Genomic DNA, 18951 nt, shown 5'->3' on the forward strand with positions numbered 1-18951 from the left:
CATTTACAACGCTATACTCAAACCCAATCTGTAATCAGACGTCACAGGATATACCGTCCGGTCTATACCAGCCTCTAAGGAACTTCCGCTAATTTCAGGAGTAAAACCATGATATTTTGTGACATAAAATAAATTATTTCCGCTGAAAAACACCCGTAGCTTAGTCAAATGCAATTTCCGGGTGAAATACAAAGGGAAAGTATATCCCAATTCCAGATTCTGCAATTTCACATACGAACCGTTTTCCACATAATAACCGGAAACGAGATAGTTATTTCCCTCAAAAGTCATTCGGGGAACATTGGTATTCGGGTAGTCTTCCCGCCAGCGTCCCAAAAAAGTACGGTCCCAGTTATCCAATCCGGAATAACGCTCCAATTGCTTGGCATTAAAAATTTTGTTTCCGAAATTTCCCTGAAAGTCCATCGAAAAATCAATTCCTTTCCAACCCAAAGAAATCCCCAAACCTCCGATAAACTTAGGAATAGGACTACCTATATCGGTACGGTCCCGGTCATCTATATAACCGTTGCCATCCAAATCCCGGTAAATCAAATCTCCCGGTCCCACATTGCTCTGATATTTCCGGTCCGGATCACCGCTGATTTGTGCAGCAAGTGCGTTATATCGGTCAATCTCTCCTTGAGACTGAAAAATTCCTTCAACCTGATAACCATAAAAATACCCGATAGATTTCCCTTCCTCTGTCATGGTAATCAAACGACCGCTCCCGATATCTCCTTTGGGAATCCGCATACCTCCGAGTTTGCCAACCCGGTTATAAATGGTAGTCCCTGTAAAACGTACCGAATAACTCAGCTCTCTGACCGTATGCTGCCAATTTAAAGTAAAGTCAACTCCCCGGTTAGTAACAGCACCGACATTGGTTTCCACCGGTGATAATCCCACAGCCCCGGGAACATCTACGGAAACCAACATGTCTTTCGTCCGGCGGTTATAAAAATCAAATTCAAGCGTCAAACGATTTGACAGGACAGTCAAATCCAAACCCGCATCCACCTGTTCCGAACGTTCCCAGTGAACCTGCCGGTTATAAAGGGAAGTAATCGTTCCCCCGGAATAATAAATGCCATTAAATACCGCGTCGAAACCCGGTTCTATATTTGCCAGGGCGTAATATTTGTAATTGCCGATTTTATCATTTCCTATCTGTCCCCAACTGACTCTTAATTTCAGATTATTCAGCCAGGTCAGCCGGTTTTTCAAGAATTTTTCTTCCGACATTCTCCATCCGGCCGCCACCGAAGGGAAATATCCCCAACGATGGTCAGGACCAAATTTGGAGGAACCGTCTGCCCGGAAAGAAAAAGTAAAAAGATAACGTTCCATCAAAGTATAATTGGCCCGAAACAAATAAGAAAGAATAGACTCTGAATAACCATTATTCATGGCATTGCGGGTACCCCGGGAAGTCTGGTCCAGATACAAATAGCTATTATTCTGAGAAAACAAATCCCGTCCGGATCCGCCCAATAACTCAAACTTCCTCTTCTGAGCCGTGATACCTCCCAACAGAGTCAATCGATGGATATTCTTAAAAACTGCATCGTAAGTCAGCATATTCTCCCACAACCAGGTAAAATCACGGGACCAATTTTTATTCAATTCATTCTGCTCGTTCTTTTGGGTCGACGAAACATAATACTTCGGACGGAAAATCCGTTCCCGCCGATTCAAATAATCAATCCCGAAATTCGTTTTAAAACTCAAGCCTTCAATAATTTCCCATGTCAGATAGGTACTGCCGGTCATCCGGTCATCGCGGGAATTATGGTTCAAATACGCCAAAGTCGCCAGAGGATTACCGGTTGAAGAATTTTCAGAATCGGAAAAATCCCCCTCTTCCGTATAGGGTTGAATCACCGGACTTAAACGATAAGCCTGGTCTACGACAGAGGCATCGTCATTCCTGTTCAAACTGAATGCCGTGGCAATATGATGGCCGAGCGTAACTTTTTCTACCGGATGATATTCATTGTTCAGCCGGATAGTCAACCGGTGATATGCATTCCGTTTTATGACTCCTTTTTGCTGGAAAAAGCCGACACTCAGATTGTAAAGTACATTTTCCGCTCCTCCGTTCAAAGCCACCTGATAATCCCGCACCGAAGCAACCCGGAAGATTTCTTTAAACCAATTCGTACCTTTTCCCAAAGCCGCAGGATTCTTATATTTAGGCTCCCCTCCGGTATTTACCAAAGCCTCATTCAATAACCTGGCATACTCTTCTGCGTCACACATCTTCAACCGGTCGCCCACTACCTGAAACCCCTCGCTTCCCAGAACGGTTAAAACCGGTTTTCCCCGGCTTCCCTGTTTTGTCGTCACAATAATCACCCCATTGGCTCCCCTCGAACCGTATATGGCTGTAGCAGAAGCATCTTTCAATACTTCCATAGAAGCAATATCATGACTGTTTAAATAACCGATATCATTTACAAACATCCCGTCCACCACATACAGAGGACTGCTATCGTTGGTCGTTCCAATGCCCCGGATTTTCACGTCAGGCTGACTTCCCGGAGCTCCGTCAGGAGAAATCAACACTCCGGAAACACGCCCCTGTAAAGCATTCGCAACGTTCGCCACCGCACTTTTCTGCAATTCTTCACCCTTCACCGAGGCAACGGCTCCCGTCAAATCCGATTTCCGCTGTACCCCGTATCCCACAACTACGACTTCTTCCATGACTTTCGAATCAATCTCCAACTCTACATTTATGACACGACGTCCCTCCACCGGCACCTCCTGTGCCTTCATGCCCACAAAACTAAAAATCAAAACAGCATCCTGAGGAATATCTCTCAAAGTATAGAAACCGTTTACATCCGAAATAGTTCCGGTTGACGTACCTTTCACCACTACCGTAGCCCCAACCACAGGCTCTCCGGTTCCCTTCTCAACAATCCGTCCCGTCACAGTTTCCCTGTCCTGTCCAAAAATCAACTCTGAAACCAACAAAATAAATCCCAGGATTAAAACTCCTCTCCTTTTCATACATACTCTGTTTATATTACTTTATTTTTCTATAAACGAGTACCGTTTAAAGGGAGTTTCACATTCCCATTAATAATTATTCCTATTTTTTTCAGAAAGAAAAATTTGGTTATCCCAAAAAAGTATTACTTTTGCACCCGAGATGCCAATTTAGCTCAGTTGGTAGAGCAACGCATTCGTAATGCGTAGGTCGCGAGTTCGAGTCTCGCAATTGGCTCTTCTGAAAATCAGAATGTTACACTTGCATGAGCCGTCAAACAACAGGTTTACGGCTCATTTTTTTTCAAAAAACATACAAATAACCACCGTTATTTCCCTACAACCCGGAAAACCTGTTGTAACATATTTCCTTGCCCATCCACTAAAGTCAGTTTGTGTTTTCCCTCCTGCAAATATACTTCCATCTGATGCAAGTGAACAGTTTTTCCCAAATAACATTCGTCTACATGCCAATAAATCTGAGCTTCCGGCGAACGGTGGACGGCTTCCAAAACCACCCGTTCCGGTAGTCCCCCAAAATCCCGGGGTATAAATATACGGGTTCCCTTCTGAGGATAAATCATTTCCATAACATCCTCTTCCACAGGCTTACAATCCGGACGATAAGGCGGCAATTTCAAATAATCCGCATGACTCCGGCAATAATACCATTCCTGCACCGGAGGCAGTACAAACCAGGATTTTACACGAATACGCCCCACCGGTTCACATTCCGAAGAAACCCTCCACTTTTCCTCTTCATCCAAATGAACCAAACGGTGATAAGGGCACAATCCTGCGGAATTTCCGGCCATACAAATCCTCATCGTATCTGTCTCCACACAAAACGGGGAAGCACGGAAACCGCTTTTCCGGCATACAGCAACCTCTTGCATCTCTTCAACCGGCTCAAAAAATTGACAATTGCTTCTCAGCAAAGCAGCCACTTCAAACAATACAGGAGCAGCAGTCCTGACCCCCACCAAACCGGGACGCCCCTCTCCGTCTGCATTCCCTACCCAGACTCCGATAACATAATCCGGATTCACTCCCACAGCCCAGGCATCTCTGAACCCAAAACTCGTACCGGTTTTCCAGGACAAATTCAATGATGAAACAAAATTCTTCCATCCCGACTCCATCTCCGGCCGCTCTACCTTTTCCAAAGCCTTCAAAGTCTGCCAGATAGCAGAAGCCTTCAACCACTTGCCGGCATTCTTTCCTTCCCCCACTTTCTCCCCGGAAAGTATTTCATCCCTCCATAGCTTCATCTTTCTGTATTCCCCGCCGAAATACTGCCCGTCTTCCTCGTTATAATGTCTCAGCGTAGAAGCCATTCCCGTATACAACTGACAGACATCCCACAAAGAAGTCTCTGCCCCGCCCAATATTAAACTTAACCCATAATGCTCAGCACTCCGGTGAAGAGTAGATATACCCAACTGCTTCAGATCATCATAAAACCGGGCGTAAGAATAATCCCTCAACATCCGGACAAAAGGAATATTCAGCGACTGAGCCAAAGCCTCGTCCGCAGATACAGCCCCCCTAAAATCACGATTGAAATTTGAAGGAGCATAACTTCCAAAACGGGAAGGAATATCCGGTATCAATGTGTGCGGCAAAATCATCCCGTTTTGTAACATCAACGCATACAAGGCCGGCTTCAGAATACTGCCGGAACTCCTGGCTGCCCGGATAATATCCACCTGATTTCCCCGGCTTCCTTTACGGGCAGCACTGTTGCCGACATAAGCCCTCACTTCCCCGCTCGGCACATGCACCACCAACACAGCAGCATTATAAATATAATTCTGACTCAATACAGCCATATGCCGTTCTACAATAGCGTTCACCTGACGCTGCAGATGTCCGTCTATATACGACTTATAAACCTTTCCGGAAGCCTCACCATCGGCACGGACCAGCAAATGAGGAGCAAAGGCAGGAATATCATACAGCTTCTCCGGCAAAGGCTCCGCCAATGCCAGCCGATAAGCATCCTCATTCATCACCCCCTGACGGTATATCTTCTTCAATAAACCATTTCTTTTTTGTAGCAACAAAGTATTATTCTTCCCCGGATATATTAAAGAAGGAGCATTAGGCAACACCGCCAGCAAAGCAGCTTCCGCCCAACTTAACTGCTCCGGCCGACGATTAAAATACTTTAAAGAAGCAGCCTGTAACCCCACGACATTCCCTCCGAACGGAGCATGAGAAGCATACATCTCCAATATCTGCCACTTGGAAAAGCTCTGCTCCATCCGTAATGTCAAAAAAATCTCTTTTATCTTTTCCCATACAGTACGCGGCGGATTCCCCCTGGCCATTCTCACCACCTGCATCGACAAAGTACTCCCTCCACTGACTATCCTGCCAGAGCGGATATTCTGCAAAACAGCCCTTCCTATTGCCCACCAGCTGACCCCTCCATGCACCATAAACATCCGGTCCTCAAAACTCAATACCGCCAGCACATAACGCTCCGGCAGACACTTCGTTTCTCCCAGGCGCAACTGTTCATCGGGCGCCAGTTTCAAACCGATAATCCTTTCGTCCCGGTCTGTTAAAACCGTAGCATAAGGCACATGAAACAAAGGCTCTGGCAAAATTTGCCACCACGCAACAAAAACCAAAAAAAGAATCCCTGAAACGAACCCTAAAGTTCGCCAGGGATACCTTTCGCTATACTTTCTGACTTTCATGAATTGCCTTTCAGGCAAAGATAAGCATTATATTGAAATCCGTATCGTATAATTTTCAGCACCGACAGACAAAGTTTTGGTTTCCTCCATACTTTCTCCGTCAGCATTGGTACATTTCACCGTATATGTCAACTCCCCGCAAACCGGCAAATGAAAATACCGGAAAAAACCTTCATCTCCCGGAACAATAGTAACGGAGCGAGTGCTCTCTGAAACAATTGTCACAGATATATCCGTAAAAACAGCCGTAAACGACTCGTCAAAACTGACATCTACCCCCACATTCAACTGAGGTGCCACCAAAGAAATCGCAGTAATATCCCCTTCTGACACCCTAAAGATTTCACTTTCCACTTCATAAACAGGATGTCCCGCTTCCCCGGTCGTCGCTTCCGTCTGGTCAGGCGTAAAAGCTTTTACCCTGTAATTTTCTCCCACCGGCAATACAATCCGTTTAGAAAAATCAGTCCCCGGTGCATAATCGTGTCCTTCTACCAGACCACCATTCTGATAAATCTGCACCTGTAAACCCGCATCTACAGCACGAGTCAACGGAATTACTTCACCGTCTACCGTAAAAACAATTTCCTCCAAATCCAGATAACCGTAACCGATACTTTCTCCTTCCGGCCGGGAACAGGCCGACAGACCGGCTAACAGAAAAAGAAATATATAAATCTTTATCATCAGCAAACTATTTTTCATAATTCAATGTAAAAGAATCCAGCCACAACTGAGAACCTCTTATATAATAGTTAGAATAAAAGGTACCGCTGCCTTCTTTTATAAATTTATCCTCCAGATGGTCTTTATCTTCTTTTGTCCCGGCTTTAAAAATAATCCGGAGATGAGTGATAGGCAACCGTTCACATTCACTACGATAAACCAGATTCAGCCTCTGAGAAACATAACCGGACTGAGCAATCCCCGATTTCATTTCTGCTTTTCCTATCAGCGTTTCCACTCCCTCCGCAATATGCACCAATTGGGCGGAAACCAGAAACTCGTCATCCCCATAGGGAGCTGCCTTATACACAAACGACAAGGAAGTCGGACGGATATAAGCACTTCTGGCATAAACAGAATCCTGCTCCGGCTGATAATCCCCGACACAAACCATGCCCGCCGAAACATTGTTAATCTTGCTCCCGTTTTTATTTCCAAAACTACAGGTATTTCCACTTCCCCAACCGATAGTCATCATATGAGCAACCGTACTCCCGTTATCCGTTACCGGAATAGTACTGGATTTAGATACATAAAGCGCATTTACACCGGCAGAATGACACGTCAGAGGATTTCGGGTGCCTATCCATCCTCCGTTAAAGGTATACAACGGATTTTTACTTTTAGGATAAGTGGTTTCATAACCGTCATCCAAACTACTATTCGGAATAGTCAATGCTTCATAAGTCCTCACTGCCGTAGCTATTCCCGGTACCTGTCCCCGGTATTTCGGACGCACATAATAAGTGGTCCCCGGAGCCAGCCCCTCCTTTCTCAAATCAGCAGCGAAAGCCGTCCAATTCTCTCCGTCTTCACTAAACTCATATGCAATATCTTTAAAACGTCCGAAATTTCCCGTCTTCACACTATCGGCAACCAACGCGTTAGCAGTAAATTCCTTAGTCCAGATATTTCCCGGAAACACCCCTATACTGAATTCCGGTCTTACCGTCCTGATGGTATAACAGACCTCATCACTCCAGCGCTCATTCGCCTTCACCCGGAGCCCTATCCGGTTATTAACTTCCACTCCTCCATCCTGGAGCAAGAGTGAGGATGTCAGATTCGTCAAGTCAATACTCCCGCTTTTCTCATCCCCATCCCAAACCGAAACAGCAATGGCAGCCTTCTGCAAAGCTTCCTTATCCTCATCTGTCAACGAAGAAAAAACATAAGTTTTGTTCAAGACAGAAAGTTTCGGATCGGAAAAATTCAAGGTCAATTCAACATCCTGTACAGGACGGACAGCAGCAAAACGAATAATAGCTGTTGCAGCATCAGCCGTTTCCGGATAAACCAAAAGATTTTCCTCATCAAAGCCCTCTGCAGTGATTTTCGGTTTCGGCAACCAGGCTGGTGGCAACGTCTCATTCACCGTAACATTCTTCACTTCGCTATCCACATGTATATCCAGAATAGCCCCGGTCATATTGGAAATATCGAAATTCAACTGATAACGGTATAATTTACCGGCTTCCGCCAATGCTATCCCGGCAAATTTCCGTGCATAAGGCAAATTATTTTCCATCCAGATTCCTTTCAGATAAAATTCAACACTGCTATCAGCCCGGAAATAAGGATTTTCAGCACTGCCGGGATGCCATTCCACTCTTGCCCCGTGAACTGCCACCTCAATATAGTATTCCTTCAACACCTTCTCCAATTTGTCGGCATTCACAAATTCAAAAGAAGCCAAAGCATTCCCCACAGTACAATGTAAGGTCACCTCTTGTTCCTTGCCTTTTTCCAGCACAATCGTCTTTTCTTCCGAAACATAATACGGCGCATCCATAGCCAAAACAGGATTATCTCCGTAAAATGCCTGTATAGCATACTCACCCACTTTAAACAATTGTGGTTTAGTATTAAAATCGGTACAAGAACCACGAAACGCCATGCGATGGTCCTCTTTCCTGACCATTTCCACCAAAAACTGCCCCGTCAGCTCTGGCGTCAAAGCATCAGGCAAAGCCTTAGTGAATACCCGGTCTGTCAGGCTCAAACGGATTCTTCCCCCTCCCTCCACATCATGTCTATCCTCCTGACAAGCCAAAGCCCCCAAGAAAAGAAATCCTGACAATATATAGTTAATAATACGCATGATTACTCGTATAATAATTCAAACTCATCTACATACAATTCGCTGCCGACACCCACTGAACCGGAAACTTTCGAACCTGAAAAATCTCCGCCATAACGGCTGGAAGTGGCCACAATCGTCATTTTAGCCGGTCTGGCTTTTTTATTACTATATGCAATATCAAAACTGAACTCCGTATACTCATTCACTGTCTTATCGTCAACAAACTCTCCATAACCGATCAGATTATCCCCCGCATCCCATATTTTCACATAGATATGGCACAAATCATCTTTTAAATCAGCCGGTATTCCAACATAATCTATCGGCATGGATTTATATTTATACCATCCTTTCATACCCGTCGGACGGGCTCCTGTAAAAGGCTGCCCGAAAGACACACTGGCAGCAGGTTTACTCATATTTGTCTTATAAGTCCCCACAAATAAATTTCCGGCAGCCGTACCCACCAAATTCACCTTTCCCAAAGTCACCATTCGGACTGCTTTTCCACTTACCGCATCATCCGTCGGAACCGTATTGGCCTCAAAACCGCCTGCCAGTCCGGAAGTTACTCCCTCATTACCGGTAGCCCAAAATGCCTGCGGATCATCATAATTATTAGCTACCGGATTGGGATACCAGTTCTTTCCGCTCTGAGCCCAAGTGTCAAAATTCAGATTCGGCACAACCTGAATCTTTTCTGTCGTAAAAGTTGCTTCCCCGCTCGTTTGGCCTTCAGCAACAATTCTCCAAACATAAGTAGTTCCATCCTCCAAACCTGTCAACTCAGCTTTAAAAGATGCACTTCCCGTTTTGGTTATAGCATCAGCCGGCAAAACAGTCCAGGTATCTTCCCCAGATTTTTTATACTCTATACCCGGCTCCACTCCCTGCTTCATTCCTCCCATAACAGTCGCCCTCCTGGCCCATACATCAGCTTCGCCCGGTGTTCCGATCAAAGCCGTTTGCACCACATCCACAATCCATCCCTCAAAATATTTTCCCAAACGATATACTATAAACTTCTGCGGCCGGGAAAAATCAGAAACCGACTGAGGATCGGGAAGCACAATTGCATTGCTCCCTCCCAATTCCAACGAATCAATACGGATGTCATTCAACGGTTGGTTCTCCGAAACATAAATCAACACGGTTTTGTTAGATTCATCAATAATCGGCTCTCCCACCTGATTTTCCACCTTAATGACCCGGTTTATCACTTGCTTCACCGTAATGGTCCACAAATATTCCTGGTAAGTCTGCAACAAAATTTTAACAGGCTTTCCCATACGCATAAAGGTATTTGCAGAAGAAGGCAAAGCCTCTAAAGAATCAAAACTCCAGCGCGGAAACTTCACAAACTTAACACAAGCCGCAGAATCAGGCAACATCATCGCTTCCTCTGAAATCTTAAGCTTTATTATTTTCAGACTATCAATATCCACCTCTCCTCCAACGGTAATATTTACCTTATATCCGCTCCCGTCAATCTCTGCTTCCCCAATCTGGCCCTCTATCGCCATATCTATGATATTTCCGGGAATATAAGGATAAGGGACATCATTCTTAACACACGATGCCAACAACAACAAACCTATACAACCATATAATATCCGAACTCCCATTTCTCTTACAAATAAAATGTCATCCCTATATTTATTGAAAACAAATCAATCTTAAAGTTTCCTGAACTTTTATTATAATGTCCGCTATCCACCTGATTCCGGGTCTGCTGAACCCATTTAAAATCAAATCCCATCACTCCTACCGACACCTCTACTGCTGAAAAATTGGTGACAAATGCAGCCAATCCGGGTGCTATACCTATTTGCAAATTGTGGGTCGTCTGATAAGAACCGGTCTTATCATTTCCTTTGCCGGAAGTGTCTTTCCCCTGACCGTATCCATAAGACAAACGGGCCTCATTAAAAAAACCGAACACTTTGCTATTTCCCAATCCCATGTATGTCCTCAGGAAACCCGATACAATACAACTATGTTCCAGAAAATCCTGGTCCGCCACATTAAAACTCAAATCATCCCCGAGGTCCAGGTCTAAATTTTCCAGATTAACATAAGAACGCGCATAAGCCAACCTCAACCCTGCTGCCATATTATCCGTAAAAAAATAACCGCAAAACGGACTGATTTTAAACGTATATCCTTCACCGTTCAAATCCTTTAATACAAAAAATTTAAAATCAGAACCCCTCATCTCGGTATAAGAAAGAGTAGTCCCGACAAGCCAAGCTCCTTTGGGGACAAAAAGGCCTGTCTTAATTTCACGGTCAAACTTCAATTGTGCCTGAACCGTCAAAAAGCAAATAAAGAACGTAACAGCAAGTAAATATCTCTTCATTTATTTATAATATGACAATTCAAATTCATCTACCCACAATGTACTACCGGCTCCCACACGCCCAACAACCGACGAACCTTCAAAATTACCGCCATAACGGCTCGAAGTGGCTACTATTGTCATTTTAGCCGGTTTGGCCTTTTCATCCGTATAAACAACCTCAATATCAAACCGAGTATAAGTGGTTACTTCTTCCTTACCGACAAATTCTCCGAATCCGATTTCCTTACCGGAAGCATCCCATAACCGGATATAGATATTACATTCATCTACAGGCAATTCCTCGGCACTGGGCTTCGAACCTTCATTAGTCGGACACGGTACATATTTATAATAACCGGACAGCTTCACAGGACGCGCACCCGTATACGGACGCCCGAAAGAAACACTGGCGGAAGGATTGCTCATATTCGTCTTGTAGGAACCGATAAATAAATTACCCGCTGCTGACTTTACCAAAGTAACCCCTGTGATGGTTGACAATCTGGCAGCTTTTCCTCTGTAAGCCTCACTCCCTTCCACACATACCGTAATCGGGTCTTTGCTACCGGCAAGAAATGAGGTCACCCCGGTATTCCCGCTTGCCCAATAAGAATCGCTGGCATCGGAATTTGCAAACCAATTTTTCCCGCTTTTCACCCACGTATCAAAATTCAGGTTGGGTACTTCTTCATAGTTTTCAGTAGTAAACATATTTGTCGTTCCGGCGCTTACACCACAGGCAAGCCGGTAGTGATAATCCGTACCAAATTCCAATTGTCCCGTCTTAGCAAAATATACCCCGTCATCTCCCAAAGCTGCATTCACCGTTTGCCATACCGTTTCCTCTGTTTTTTTATACTGGAAAACTATCGGTTCACTTTCATCCCCCGCATCGGAAGTCCCGTACAAATAAGCAAACTGTCCCCAAGGATTTGCTTCACCAGTATGCAAGTTCGGAACCGCATCCGAAGTTACAGGCACTACAATCGTAACAATATAATTGTGTGTAGACTGGTCAACCGTGATATTAAAATCTCCCGTCCCTCCGGCAGTCACATCATATTTTATCATATAATGGTACTGTGCCTTCACATCCGTAATCATTTTCTGCAAAGTAAACGACTCATTGTCAGTATTAGTAAGGCTCAAAGTCGCGGTTAAATCAGCCACCGGGAAATAAGCCGCCCGATTCTCATCCTGAATAAAGTCCACCGTACCATAATGGTTTTCCACTTCACAGGAATAAGTTTTAAAATTCCGTTTGAAAGACTCGGAATAATGCACCGAAACCATACACTGCACCAATTTACAAACAATTTCCACCGATTTGGCCACATTTTTCTCTACGACAACTTCTGCCTGACCGGCATAATAGGCAAAACCTTCAAACCCTGCCGACATCCTGTTCTTATCAGCCGAATAAGCTTTTACAACATAAGAACCTGTGGGCAACAAAAGACTTTCTCCTTTCAGTAGCGTCCAATCGTCCACATGCTTCACAACCGTCTCCCCCCTCATTAAATCCAAAGCTATTTTTTCCACAGCCTCCCCTCCAACAGCTTTTGTATTCGGAATCACAGCTTTATTCAACTCCACCGAGGACAACTGCAAATAACCGAAACCGTCCTCCGACGCATCTTGACAAGAACAAAAGTAAATCATCAAGAAAAAAACGAAATAATATCTTTTCATTGGCCTGATCTGAATTAAGGTACAACGACGGTCAAAACACCGGTCACAGGCTCACTACTGCCATCCTCTATCGTTATCGTAAAAGTATTATGACTTGTACCATACAAAGAAAGTAAAGACATAAACTCGGTAACATCAAACAAATAAGAGGTTTTACCCAGAATCGGTTCATTGGCATCAATCAAACCTATTCCCTCGCCGCTTTCCAAAGAATTACTTAAAATAGGTGCTAATTCTCCCGGATTGGCCAGATCAAACTCCCCGCCCAGGCCAAAACCGGCCAATGTTGAGGAAAAGCCTTCGTTATCAGACTGAATCTTTACCAAAAGTTTAGCTATCCCTTTCGGAGCAGAAATATTTACCTGTACCGTTTGTCCCTCCTCTAAAGGCAAATTATAAGTTTCCGGTAAACCTGTCACAGTAATTCCCTGTTCAGGTTCTTCCGGCTCCGGAGTAGAAGAACTGCCTCCGTTAAATATTATATTTTCCGTAGGAATCTCTATCGTTATGCCCTTTTCATGCATGGTCAGGTCCACAGTAATATCCAGTTGGGCCTGAGTAGCCGGATCAACCGAAGGTTCATTCCCGGCATCAATTTTTACGGTAAACTCATCACCGGAAATCAAATGGTTATTTCCCTCCGCATCTGCCGGTTTAGTCACCGTATAATTCTGTGCAATCTGAGCATTTGCCACTGTCGTTGCTTTTACAGTCAATTGAACACAATTCTTCTGGTCAGGAACTTTAAAATAAAACGTTTTTCCCACATGTTGCTTTCCGTACACTTTTACACCTTTATCACCATTAGTGACAGTGATGGCATAATCATCCCGGAACTGTTGTTTAAATTCATTGGTAAATGCTACCGTCACAGCAACACTCTGTAACTTACAGACAGTATTTACCTGAGTTGTCTTTCCCGCCAGAATTTCAAACTCCGTTTCTCCTTTAAACCACGGCCGTTCAGATGCATGAACCTCACTTCCGTCATAATTATACGCCACAACCTTATATCTTCCGGAAATCAGCTTCACCTGCCCCTGGCTCAATAAATCCGCATAACTGTCGAAATGACATACCGTAACTCCCGTAACGGTATTGATGATTTCAACCGGATACAATTGCGGATTCACATCATTCGAATCGAAAACAGCTTTCGTTACCATGTTCTGGCTATTAGAGGTCATGTCTAATGTAAACCATCCTGTGTCCTGTTCTTCCCGGGACGGTAATTTTTTCAACTCATCCCGCATTTCACAAGACAATAGACCCAAAAACAGCAAACCCGATACAATATAATTATTCCTTTTCATAACTCTTTTCTGATTAATTTCCTATTCTATCTCTCTCCCGGGTAAAAACTCGTCCGGAATCTGAACCGGAATATCCTGAAAAATCACCCCATCATCCACTGTTACTGTAATACCGTCAATTTTACCACCCTCTACATCTATCAATTTAGGTTTAATAGTAATCGTTAAAAAATCCCGGGGCTGAAGAGTTATCTTCTGACTACCAAAACCGGAAGGATTTACCGATACTCCCTGCAAATCTTTCAATTCAAAAGCTAAAGTCATTTCTTCATTCTCTCCGACACGGAAAAAAGCATCCTTATCCGCATCCTCTTTTGTCATAACAAAGGCAGACGGCAGATAGCGGGTACTAAACAGAACCTTACAATCAGAATAAAACTCAAAAAAAAGCTCTTCAAACCGTATATTTACCTTAGCATTGGCAGGTACACAAGTAAACTTCACCTGACGGTTGTCTCCTTTTACCAAAGTAAAATGCTGCGACCCCTCTACATAGAGTTTATCATACCCCACAGCAACATTCTCCCCGTAATATGCCCGGATAAAGTATTCTCCCGGTTCCAATTCTTGAGTCAGCTCCATCTCTCCGTATCTGACAGACTCTAAAACCGTTCCTCCTTTAGAAAGTTCCACCATATAATTATTCACATCCGAATATTCCGAAGCATCAACAGTTTTCGTCTTTGTAAAAGAAGGATCGGCATAAAGACTCAGGCTCATCCTGGCTTTTTCCGTTCCCCGGTTTCCTTCTTCCGAATGACAAGCTGCCAATAATAAAACCCCTGCAGCCCATACAAATAATCTTCTCATAAATTTTAAATTAATATAAATCCCCGTTTTACGGATATTTAGCTTAAATACAATCTCTTATATATAGATTAAAAATAAATGAACAAAAATTATGCCAAATAGTCATCAAAATCTTAAAATATACAAAACAATAACAACAAACATTAAACACTATGACAATAGTGCCACACTCCCTCCACAGCATCTTCCAACAAATCCAATACAAGTTCAAAACCTGCCGGCCCTTCGTAATAAGGATCCGGAACAGAGGAAAAAGAAGTATTTTTCCGACAAAAATCCGTCATTCTAAAAATCTTACTCCTTTCCGTTTCATCCTGAGCCAAGCGGTTCAACATTCTTATATTTTCATCATCCATCCCAATAATCATATCGAAATCAACAAAATCGGCCGAAGGATAAAACGCCCTCGCACGACTATCCAACTGATACCCTCTTTTCCCCGCAGCACGGCGCATCCGCTCATCAGGCAAGGCACCGGCATGCCCACCGTACAAACCTGCAGAATCAATCAAAAACTCTTTTTCCTCTCCCGCACTCCTCACCCGGGCTTTCATAATTGCTTCAGCTCCTGGGGAACGACAAATATTTCCCAAACACACAAATAAAATTTTCTTCATCTTTCAAAAACAAGATTTCTAATATGCCCGCACAACCTTCCCCGACGGCATCCTGTTCCCATCTTAGCTAAACAAAGAATCAACAAACTCCTCTCTGTCGAACACCTGTAAATCTTCCATTTTCTCACCAATACCGATGTATTTCACCGGTATCTTAAACTGGTCCGAAATACCAATAACCACCCCTCCCTTTGCCGTACCGTCCAACTTAGTTATGGCCAATGCATTAACCTCGGTTGCTAAAGTAAACTGCTTCGCCTGTTCGTATGCATTCTGACCGGTAGAACCATCCAACACCAGCAACACTTCATCAGGCACATCCGGCAAAACTTTCTTCATGACATTTTTTATCTTAGTAAGCTCATTCATCAAATTCACTTTATTATGCAAACGCCCGGCCGTATCAATAATCACCACATCTGCACCCTCGCTTTTGGCCTTACTCAGGGTATCATAGGCCACAGAAGCAGGGTCTGCACCCATGGCCTGTTTCACAATAGGCACCCCCACCCGTTCAGCCCAAACGACCAACTGTTCCACAGCAGCAGCACGAAAGGTATCAGCAGCCCCTAAAACGACTTTCTTCCCGGCCTCCTTAAATTTATAGGCCAATTTACCAATCGTAGTGGTCTTCCCAACACCATTTACTCCGACCACCATAATCACATACGGACGCTTTCTGTCAAGCAGCTCAAAAGAATCTGTATCATTTACCGTATTCTCTTTCAGCAAAGCCACAATCTCTTCCTTCAATACCCTATTCAACTCCTCAATCCCCATATATTTGTCCCTCTGCACCCTGTCCTCAATGCGTTCAATAATACGAATCGTTGTTTCCACCCCCACGTCCGAAGAAATAAGCACTTCTTCCAGATTATCCAGCACCTCTTCATCTACCTTTGATTTCCCCACTACCACCCTGGCCAGCTTTTTGAACACACTTTCCTTCGTCTTTTCCAAACCTTTATTCAGGTTCTCTTTCTTTGCCTTTCCGAATAATCCGAATAATGCCATTTTAAATAATTAAATGAAATTTCAATGCGCTAAAATACAAATAATTTTAACACCAACCTCAAGAAAAAGAAAACTTCACAAACAAAGACAAAGCCTTTTTTTTCTCCCATACCCCACAAAATACGACCTGAGTATTTGCGGAGATCCGGTCCATTCCGACATCTGGCCCACCGGAATTAGATCCGGAACATCAGATTTTCATCTGTTAAGAAGCGGAATTTTCTAAATATTCTTCCCGGAAAATTTCAACACAAAGGACAAAGATGGCCAATAAAAGAGGACCGAAAATCACCCCCATAAAACCAAAAAGAGATAATCCGATGATAACACCGAAAATCGTAATCAAAGGATGGGTATCCGCCATTTTTTTCTGTAAGACAGAACGCACCAGATTATCAATATTCCCCACCACAACCAAACAGTAGGCAGCCAACCCAAGCCCCATACCCCAATGACCGGTAGCACCCAGATAAAGCACCAAAGGAAGCCAGACAATACCTACTCCGATTACCGGAATAACAGTGGCAAAACAAGAAATAACACCCCACAACAAGACCTCCGGAACGTTGAAAAGATAATATCCTAAGGAAGCGGCAGCTCCCTGTATGATCGCCAACACAGGAACCCCTATCGCATTCGAGCGGACAACCATATGAAACTCATGCAGGACATCTTTTTTATTTCTCCGGTTGAAAGGTAAAATCTCCCTGATGTATTTTTCCATCCTGCGCCCGCCAATCAGCATAAAATAGAGTACCAGCAAAAGCACCAGAATATTCACGGCAAAACTACCGATACTTCCGACAAGAGCCTGACCGAATTTTGGCAAAAAACCCACCAAACTGCTCATATTTCCCCGGCTCATAACATCATAACCAGTCTTCTCATGAATTAAATCGACCACATGTTGCACGGGAACCATTAAACTCTGAGGTTCAAGATCTACGGCTTTTAATTTGCTAATCAACAACCAAACCACTAAGGCCAGGGGGATCAAACAAAAAAACAAGGATTCCAAAAGCAGAACAACAGCCATAATCCATTTTCTCCAATGCCACTGCTCCGTCAGATAAAACGCTTGACCCCTTAACAGAATATAAAGAGTGGAAGCCCCCAGAAAACCACCCAGGAAAGGAGTTATCTTAAAAAAAATAATAACCCCCAATAATAAAATAATGGCAATCAAAGAATATTTCCAATATTGTTCCCTTACACTCATTTTTCCTGCTTTCAATTTTTCATTTTCCCGGAGTTCCATTCTGACAGAGACAGAATGCTCCGGTCAAATTTCTCAACCCGCAATCGGTTAACGATAAAACAGTAAAAAAAGATACGGTTTACCTTAATTTATTCGCATTGAAATAAGGTCCGGCTTTTAAAAGAAAATACAAAACAGAAAGGACAGTCAGTCCCGCCCCCAGAAAATAAGCATAATTAAAACCACCGAATGCCTGGGCAATGGCACCACCTGCCATCAGCCCAATACCTATACCGGCATCCCAACTCGTCAGATAGGTAGACGTTGCCGTTCCCCTTTGATGGTTAGGGGCCAAATTAACAAAAAGAGTATTAAAAGCAGGAAACATCGTACCGAAAGCAATCCCCTGCAACAAAGCAATCCCCAGAAAAATTACCGACGTTACACCAGGGTTCCAAAACATCATTTCCCGGCATAAAGCCAATGCCAAAAAACTGGCACAAGCCAGATACATACCCCAGACAATGACCTGGGTTGTACGCCCTTTATCCACCTGCCGGCCCGAAAAAATCCGGGAAACGGCCAACCCAATTGCCATAAAAGTAAAATACAAACCGGAGCTCACCTGAATGCCGATTTCATCGGCATACATTGCTACATAACTGGTGGTCATTCCGTAAGGAATAGAAAGCAAAAGCAATGATATACCTGCCGGAATCCCTTTGAGTAATAAAAAACGATCCCAGGACAGGGGTTCCCGCTTTACCGGCGGTTTCCGGGGAGTCTTCACCAAAGAAGCCATCAGCATACCCAGGCTTCCCGAAAGCAAAGAACAGGTAAAAATCGTTTCATAAGAATAAACCGTATGCATGAACAACCCGGTCATCGGCCCAAAGCTCATAGCAATATTATTAGCCAGTCCGTAATATCCTAATCCCTCTCCCCGCCGGGAAGACGGCATAATATCAATGACAAGGGTATTTCCCGCAACGGAGACCATCCCGAAAGCTGCCCCATGTACAATACGCAGACCGAGAAAAACAGCCATTACCCCCGTGAGCATATAGCCGCCGAAAATGATCGTGAAAATAAAATAAGACAACAAATAAAAAGGCTTCCGGCTAAAAGTATCCAGCATATACCCAGAAAAAGGCCGCACACAAAGACAGGCCACTGCATAACACGAAAGAATGAAACCAATCATAGATTTACCCGATTGAAATTCTTCTTTCAGATAAAAAGGCAATACCGGAAGCAACAAATAAAAGGCAAAAAACAAAAGAAAATTTGCCGCAAGTATATAACAAAACCCCGGAGTAAAAAGTTTATCTTTAACCATACGCCACTTTTTTATAACCTTTCTTTTCCCTATCTACAACACCCTGGCTCACCAACGAGGCAAAAATAAAAAAATTATCCCCGGTTTATCCTCCGGAACCCTTTTTATTTGGT

The 18951-nt window shown here is 43.7% G+C and carries 13 protein-coding genes and 1 tRNA gene; 1 reads left to right on the plus strand and 13 read right to left on the minus strand.

The features are described from left to right. Positions 1 to 3: 3 nt before the first annotated feature. Entirely contained in the window at positions 4 to 3018 is a 3015-nt protein-coding gene (locus D1136_RS05120; protein WP_161876562.1) for a TonB-dependent receptor, read from the minus strand. Positions 3019 to 3162: 144 nt separating this feature from the next. On the opposite strand from D1136_RS05120, the gene D1136_RS05125 reads away from it, so the two are divergent. Beyond that, positions 3163 to 3235, plus strand: a tRNA-Thr gene (locus D1136_RS05125). A 91-nt stretch (positions 3236 to 3326) separates the two neighbouring features. Here the strand turns inward: D1136_RS05125 and pbpC are convergent. The 12 genes from pbpC to D1136_RS05185 form a co-directional block, all read right to left on the minus strand. Continuing rightward, positions 3327 to 5705: a penicillin-binding protein 1C gene (gene pbpC, locus D1136_RS05130; RefSeq protein WP_161876563.1), complete on the minus strand. Its 2379-nt coding sequence runs from the start codon at positions 5703 to 5705 to the stop codon at positions 3327 to 3329. Positions 5706 to 5732: 27 nt separating this feature from the next. Further along, positions 5733 to 6392, minus strand: coding sequence for a DUF4493 domain-containing protein (locus tag D1136_RS05135; protein WP_161876564.1), 660 nt, complete (start codon positions 6390 to 6392; stop codon positions 5733 to 5735). Positions 6393 to 6399: 7 nt separating this feature from the next. After that, on the minus strand, positions 6400 to 8532 hold the full coding sequence (locus D1136_RS05140; protein WP_161876565.1) for a DUF4493 domain-containing protein: 2133 nt from the start codon (positions 8530 to 8532) through the stop codon (positions 6400 to 6402). Between the two features lie 2 nt (positions 8533 to 8534). Continuing rightward, the gene (locus D1136_RS05145) at positions 8535 to 10139 is read right to left on the minus strand and encodes a PCMD domain-containing protein (RefSeq protein WP_161876566.1); all 1605 of its coding nucleotides are present in this window, start codon (positions 10137 to 10139) and stop codon (positions 8535 to 8537) included. A gap of 5 nt (positions 10140 to 10144) precedes the next feature. Continuing rightward, complete coding sequence (locus D1136_RS05150; RefSeq protein ID WP_161876567.1) at positions 10145 to 10873, minus strand: hypothetical protein; 729 nt, start codon at positions 10871 to 10873, stop codon at positions 10145 to 10147. Then, positions 10874 to 12547 carry a DUF4493 domain-containing protein gene (locus D1136_RS05155; RefSeq protein WP_161876568.1) on the minus strand — a complete coding sequence of 558 codons (1674 nt, stop codon included), beginning with the start codon at positions 12545 to 12547 and terminating at the stop codon, positions 10874 to 10876. 14 nt (positions 12548 to 12561) lie between these two features. Then, on the minus strand, positions 12562 to 13860 hold the full coding sequence (locus D1136_RS05160) for a DUF4493 domain-containing protein (RefSeq protein WP_161876569.1): 1299 nt from the start codon (positions 13858 to 13860) through the stop codon (positions 12562 to 12564). 21 nt (positions 13861 to 13881) lie between these two features. Continuing rightward, a complete protein-coding gene (locus D1136_RS05165; RefSeq protein WP_161876570.1) occupies positions 13882 to 14670 on the minus strand; it encodes a DUF4493 domain-containing protein in 789 nt (262 codons plus the stop codon). Between the two features lie 143 nt (positions 14671 to 14813). Continuing rightward, the gene (locus D1136_RS05170) at positions 14814 to 15287 is read right to left on the minus strand and encodes a low molecular weight protein-tyrosine-phosphatase (protein ID WP_161876571.1); all 474 of its coding nucleotides are present in this window, start codon (positions 15285 to 15287) and stop codon (positions 14814 to 14816) included. 63 nt (positions 15288 to 15350) lie between these two features. After that, complete coding sequence (gene ftsY, locus D1136_RS05175; protein WP_161876572.1) at positions 15351 to 16301, minus strand: signal recognition particle-docking protein FtsY; 951 nt, start codon at positions 16299 to 16301, stop codon at positions 15351 to 15353. A 205-nt stretch (positions 16302 to 16506) separates the two neighbouring features. Further along, positions 16507 to 17520 (minus strand): AI-2E family transporter, encoded by a 1014-nt coding sequence (locus D1136_RS05180; RefSeq protein WP_161876573.1) that lies wholly within the window; start codon positions 17518 to 17520, stop codon positions 16507 to 16509. A gap of 118 nt (positions 17521 to 17638) precedes the next feature. Next, complete coding sequence (locus D1136_RS05185; protein WP_161876574.1) at positions 17639 to 18838, minus strand: MFS transporter; 1200 nt, start codon at positions 18836 to 18838, stop codon at positions 17639 to 17641. Positions 18839 to 18951: the final 113 nt, after the last annotated feature.

Source organism: Odoribacter sp. Z80 (genome assembly GCF_009935865.1).
Lineage (GTDB): Bacteria > Bacteroidota > Bacteroidia > Bacteroidales > Marinifilaceae > Odoribacter.

Bases quoted from the DNA above. Each gene is read 5' to 3' on its own strand.
- D1136_RS05120 (WP_161876562.1), bottom strand. From the start codon at position 3,018: ATGAAAAGGAGAGGAGTTTTAATCCTGGGATTTATTTTGTTGGTTTCA.
- pbpC (WP_161876563.1), bottom strand. From the start codon at position 5,705: ATGAAAGTCAGAAAGTATAGCGAAAGGTATCCCTGGCGAACTTTAGGG.
- D1136_RS05165 (WP_161876570.1), bottom strand. From the start codon at position 14,670: ATGAGAAGATTATTTGTATGGGCTGCAGGGGTTTTATTATTGGCAGCT.
- D1136_RS05180 (WP_161876573.1), bottom strand. From the start codon at position 17,520: ATGAGTGTAAGGGAACAATATTGGAAATATTCTTTGATTGCCATTATT.
- D1136_RS05150 (WP_161876567.1), bottom strand. From the start codon at position 10,873: ATGAAGAGATATTTACTTGCTGTTACGTTCTTTATTTGCTTTTTGACG.
- D1136_RS05135 (WP_161876564.1), bottom strand. From the start codon at position 6,392: ATGATAAAGATTTATATATTTCTTTTTCTGTTAGCCGGTCTGTCGGCC.
- D1136_RS05145 (WP_161876566.1), bottom strand. From the start codon at position 10,139: ATGGGAGTTCGGATATTATATGGTTGTATAGGTTTGTTGTTGTTGGCA.
- D1136_RS05160 (WP_161876569.1), bottom strand. From the start codon at position 13,860: ATGAAAAGGAATAATTATATTGTATCGGGTTTGCTGTTTTTGGGTCTA.
- D1136_RS05185 (WP_161876574.1), bottom strand. From the start codon at position 18,838: ATGGTTAAAGATAAACTTTTTACTCCGGGGTTTTGTTATATACTTGCG.
- ftsY (WP_161876572.1), bottom strand. From the start codon at position 16,301: ATGGCATTATTCGGATTATTCGGAAAGGCAAAGAAAGAGAACCTGAAT.
- D1136_RS05155 (WP_161876568.1), bottom strand. From the start codon at position 12,547: ATGAAAAGATATTATTTCGTTTTTTTCTTGATGATTTACTTTTGTTCT.
- D1136_RS05170 (WP_161876571.1), bottom strand. From the start codon at position 15,287: ATGAAGAAAATTTTATTTGTGTGTTTGGGAAATATTTGTCGTTCCCCA.
- D1136_RS05140 (WP_161876565.1), bottom strand. From the start codon at position 8,532: ATGCGTATTATTAACTATATATTGTCAGGATTTCTTTTCTTGGGGGCT.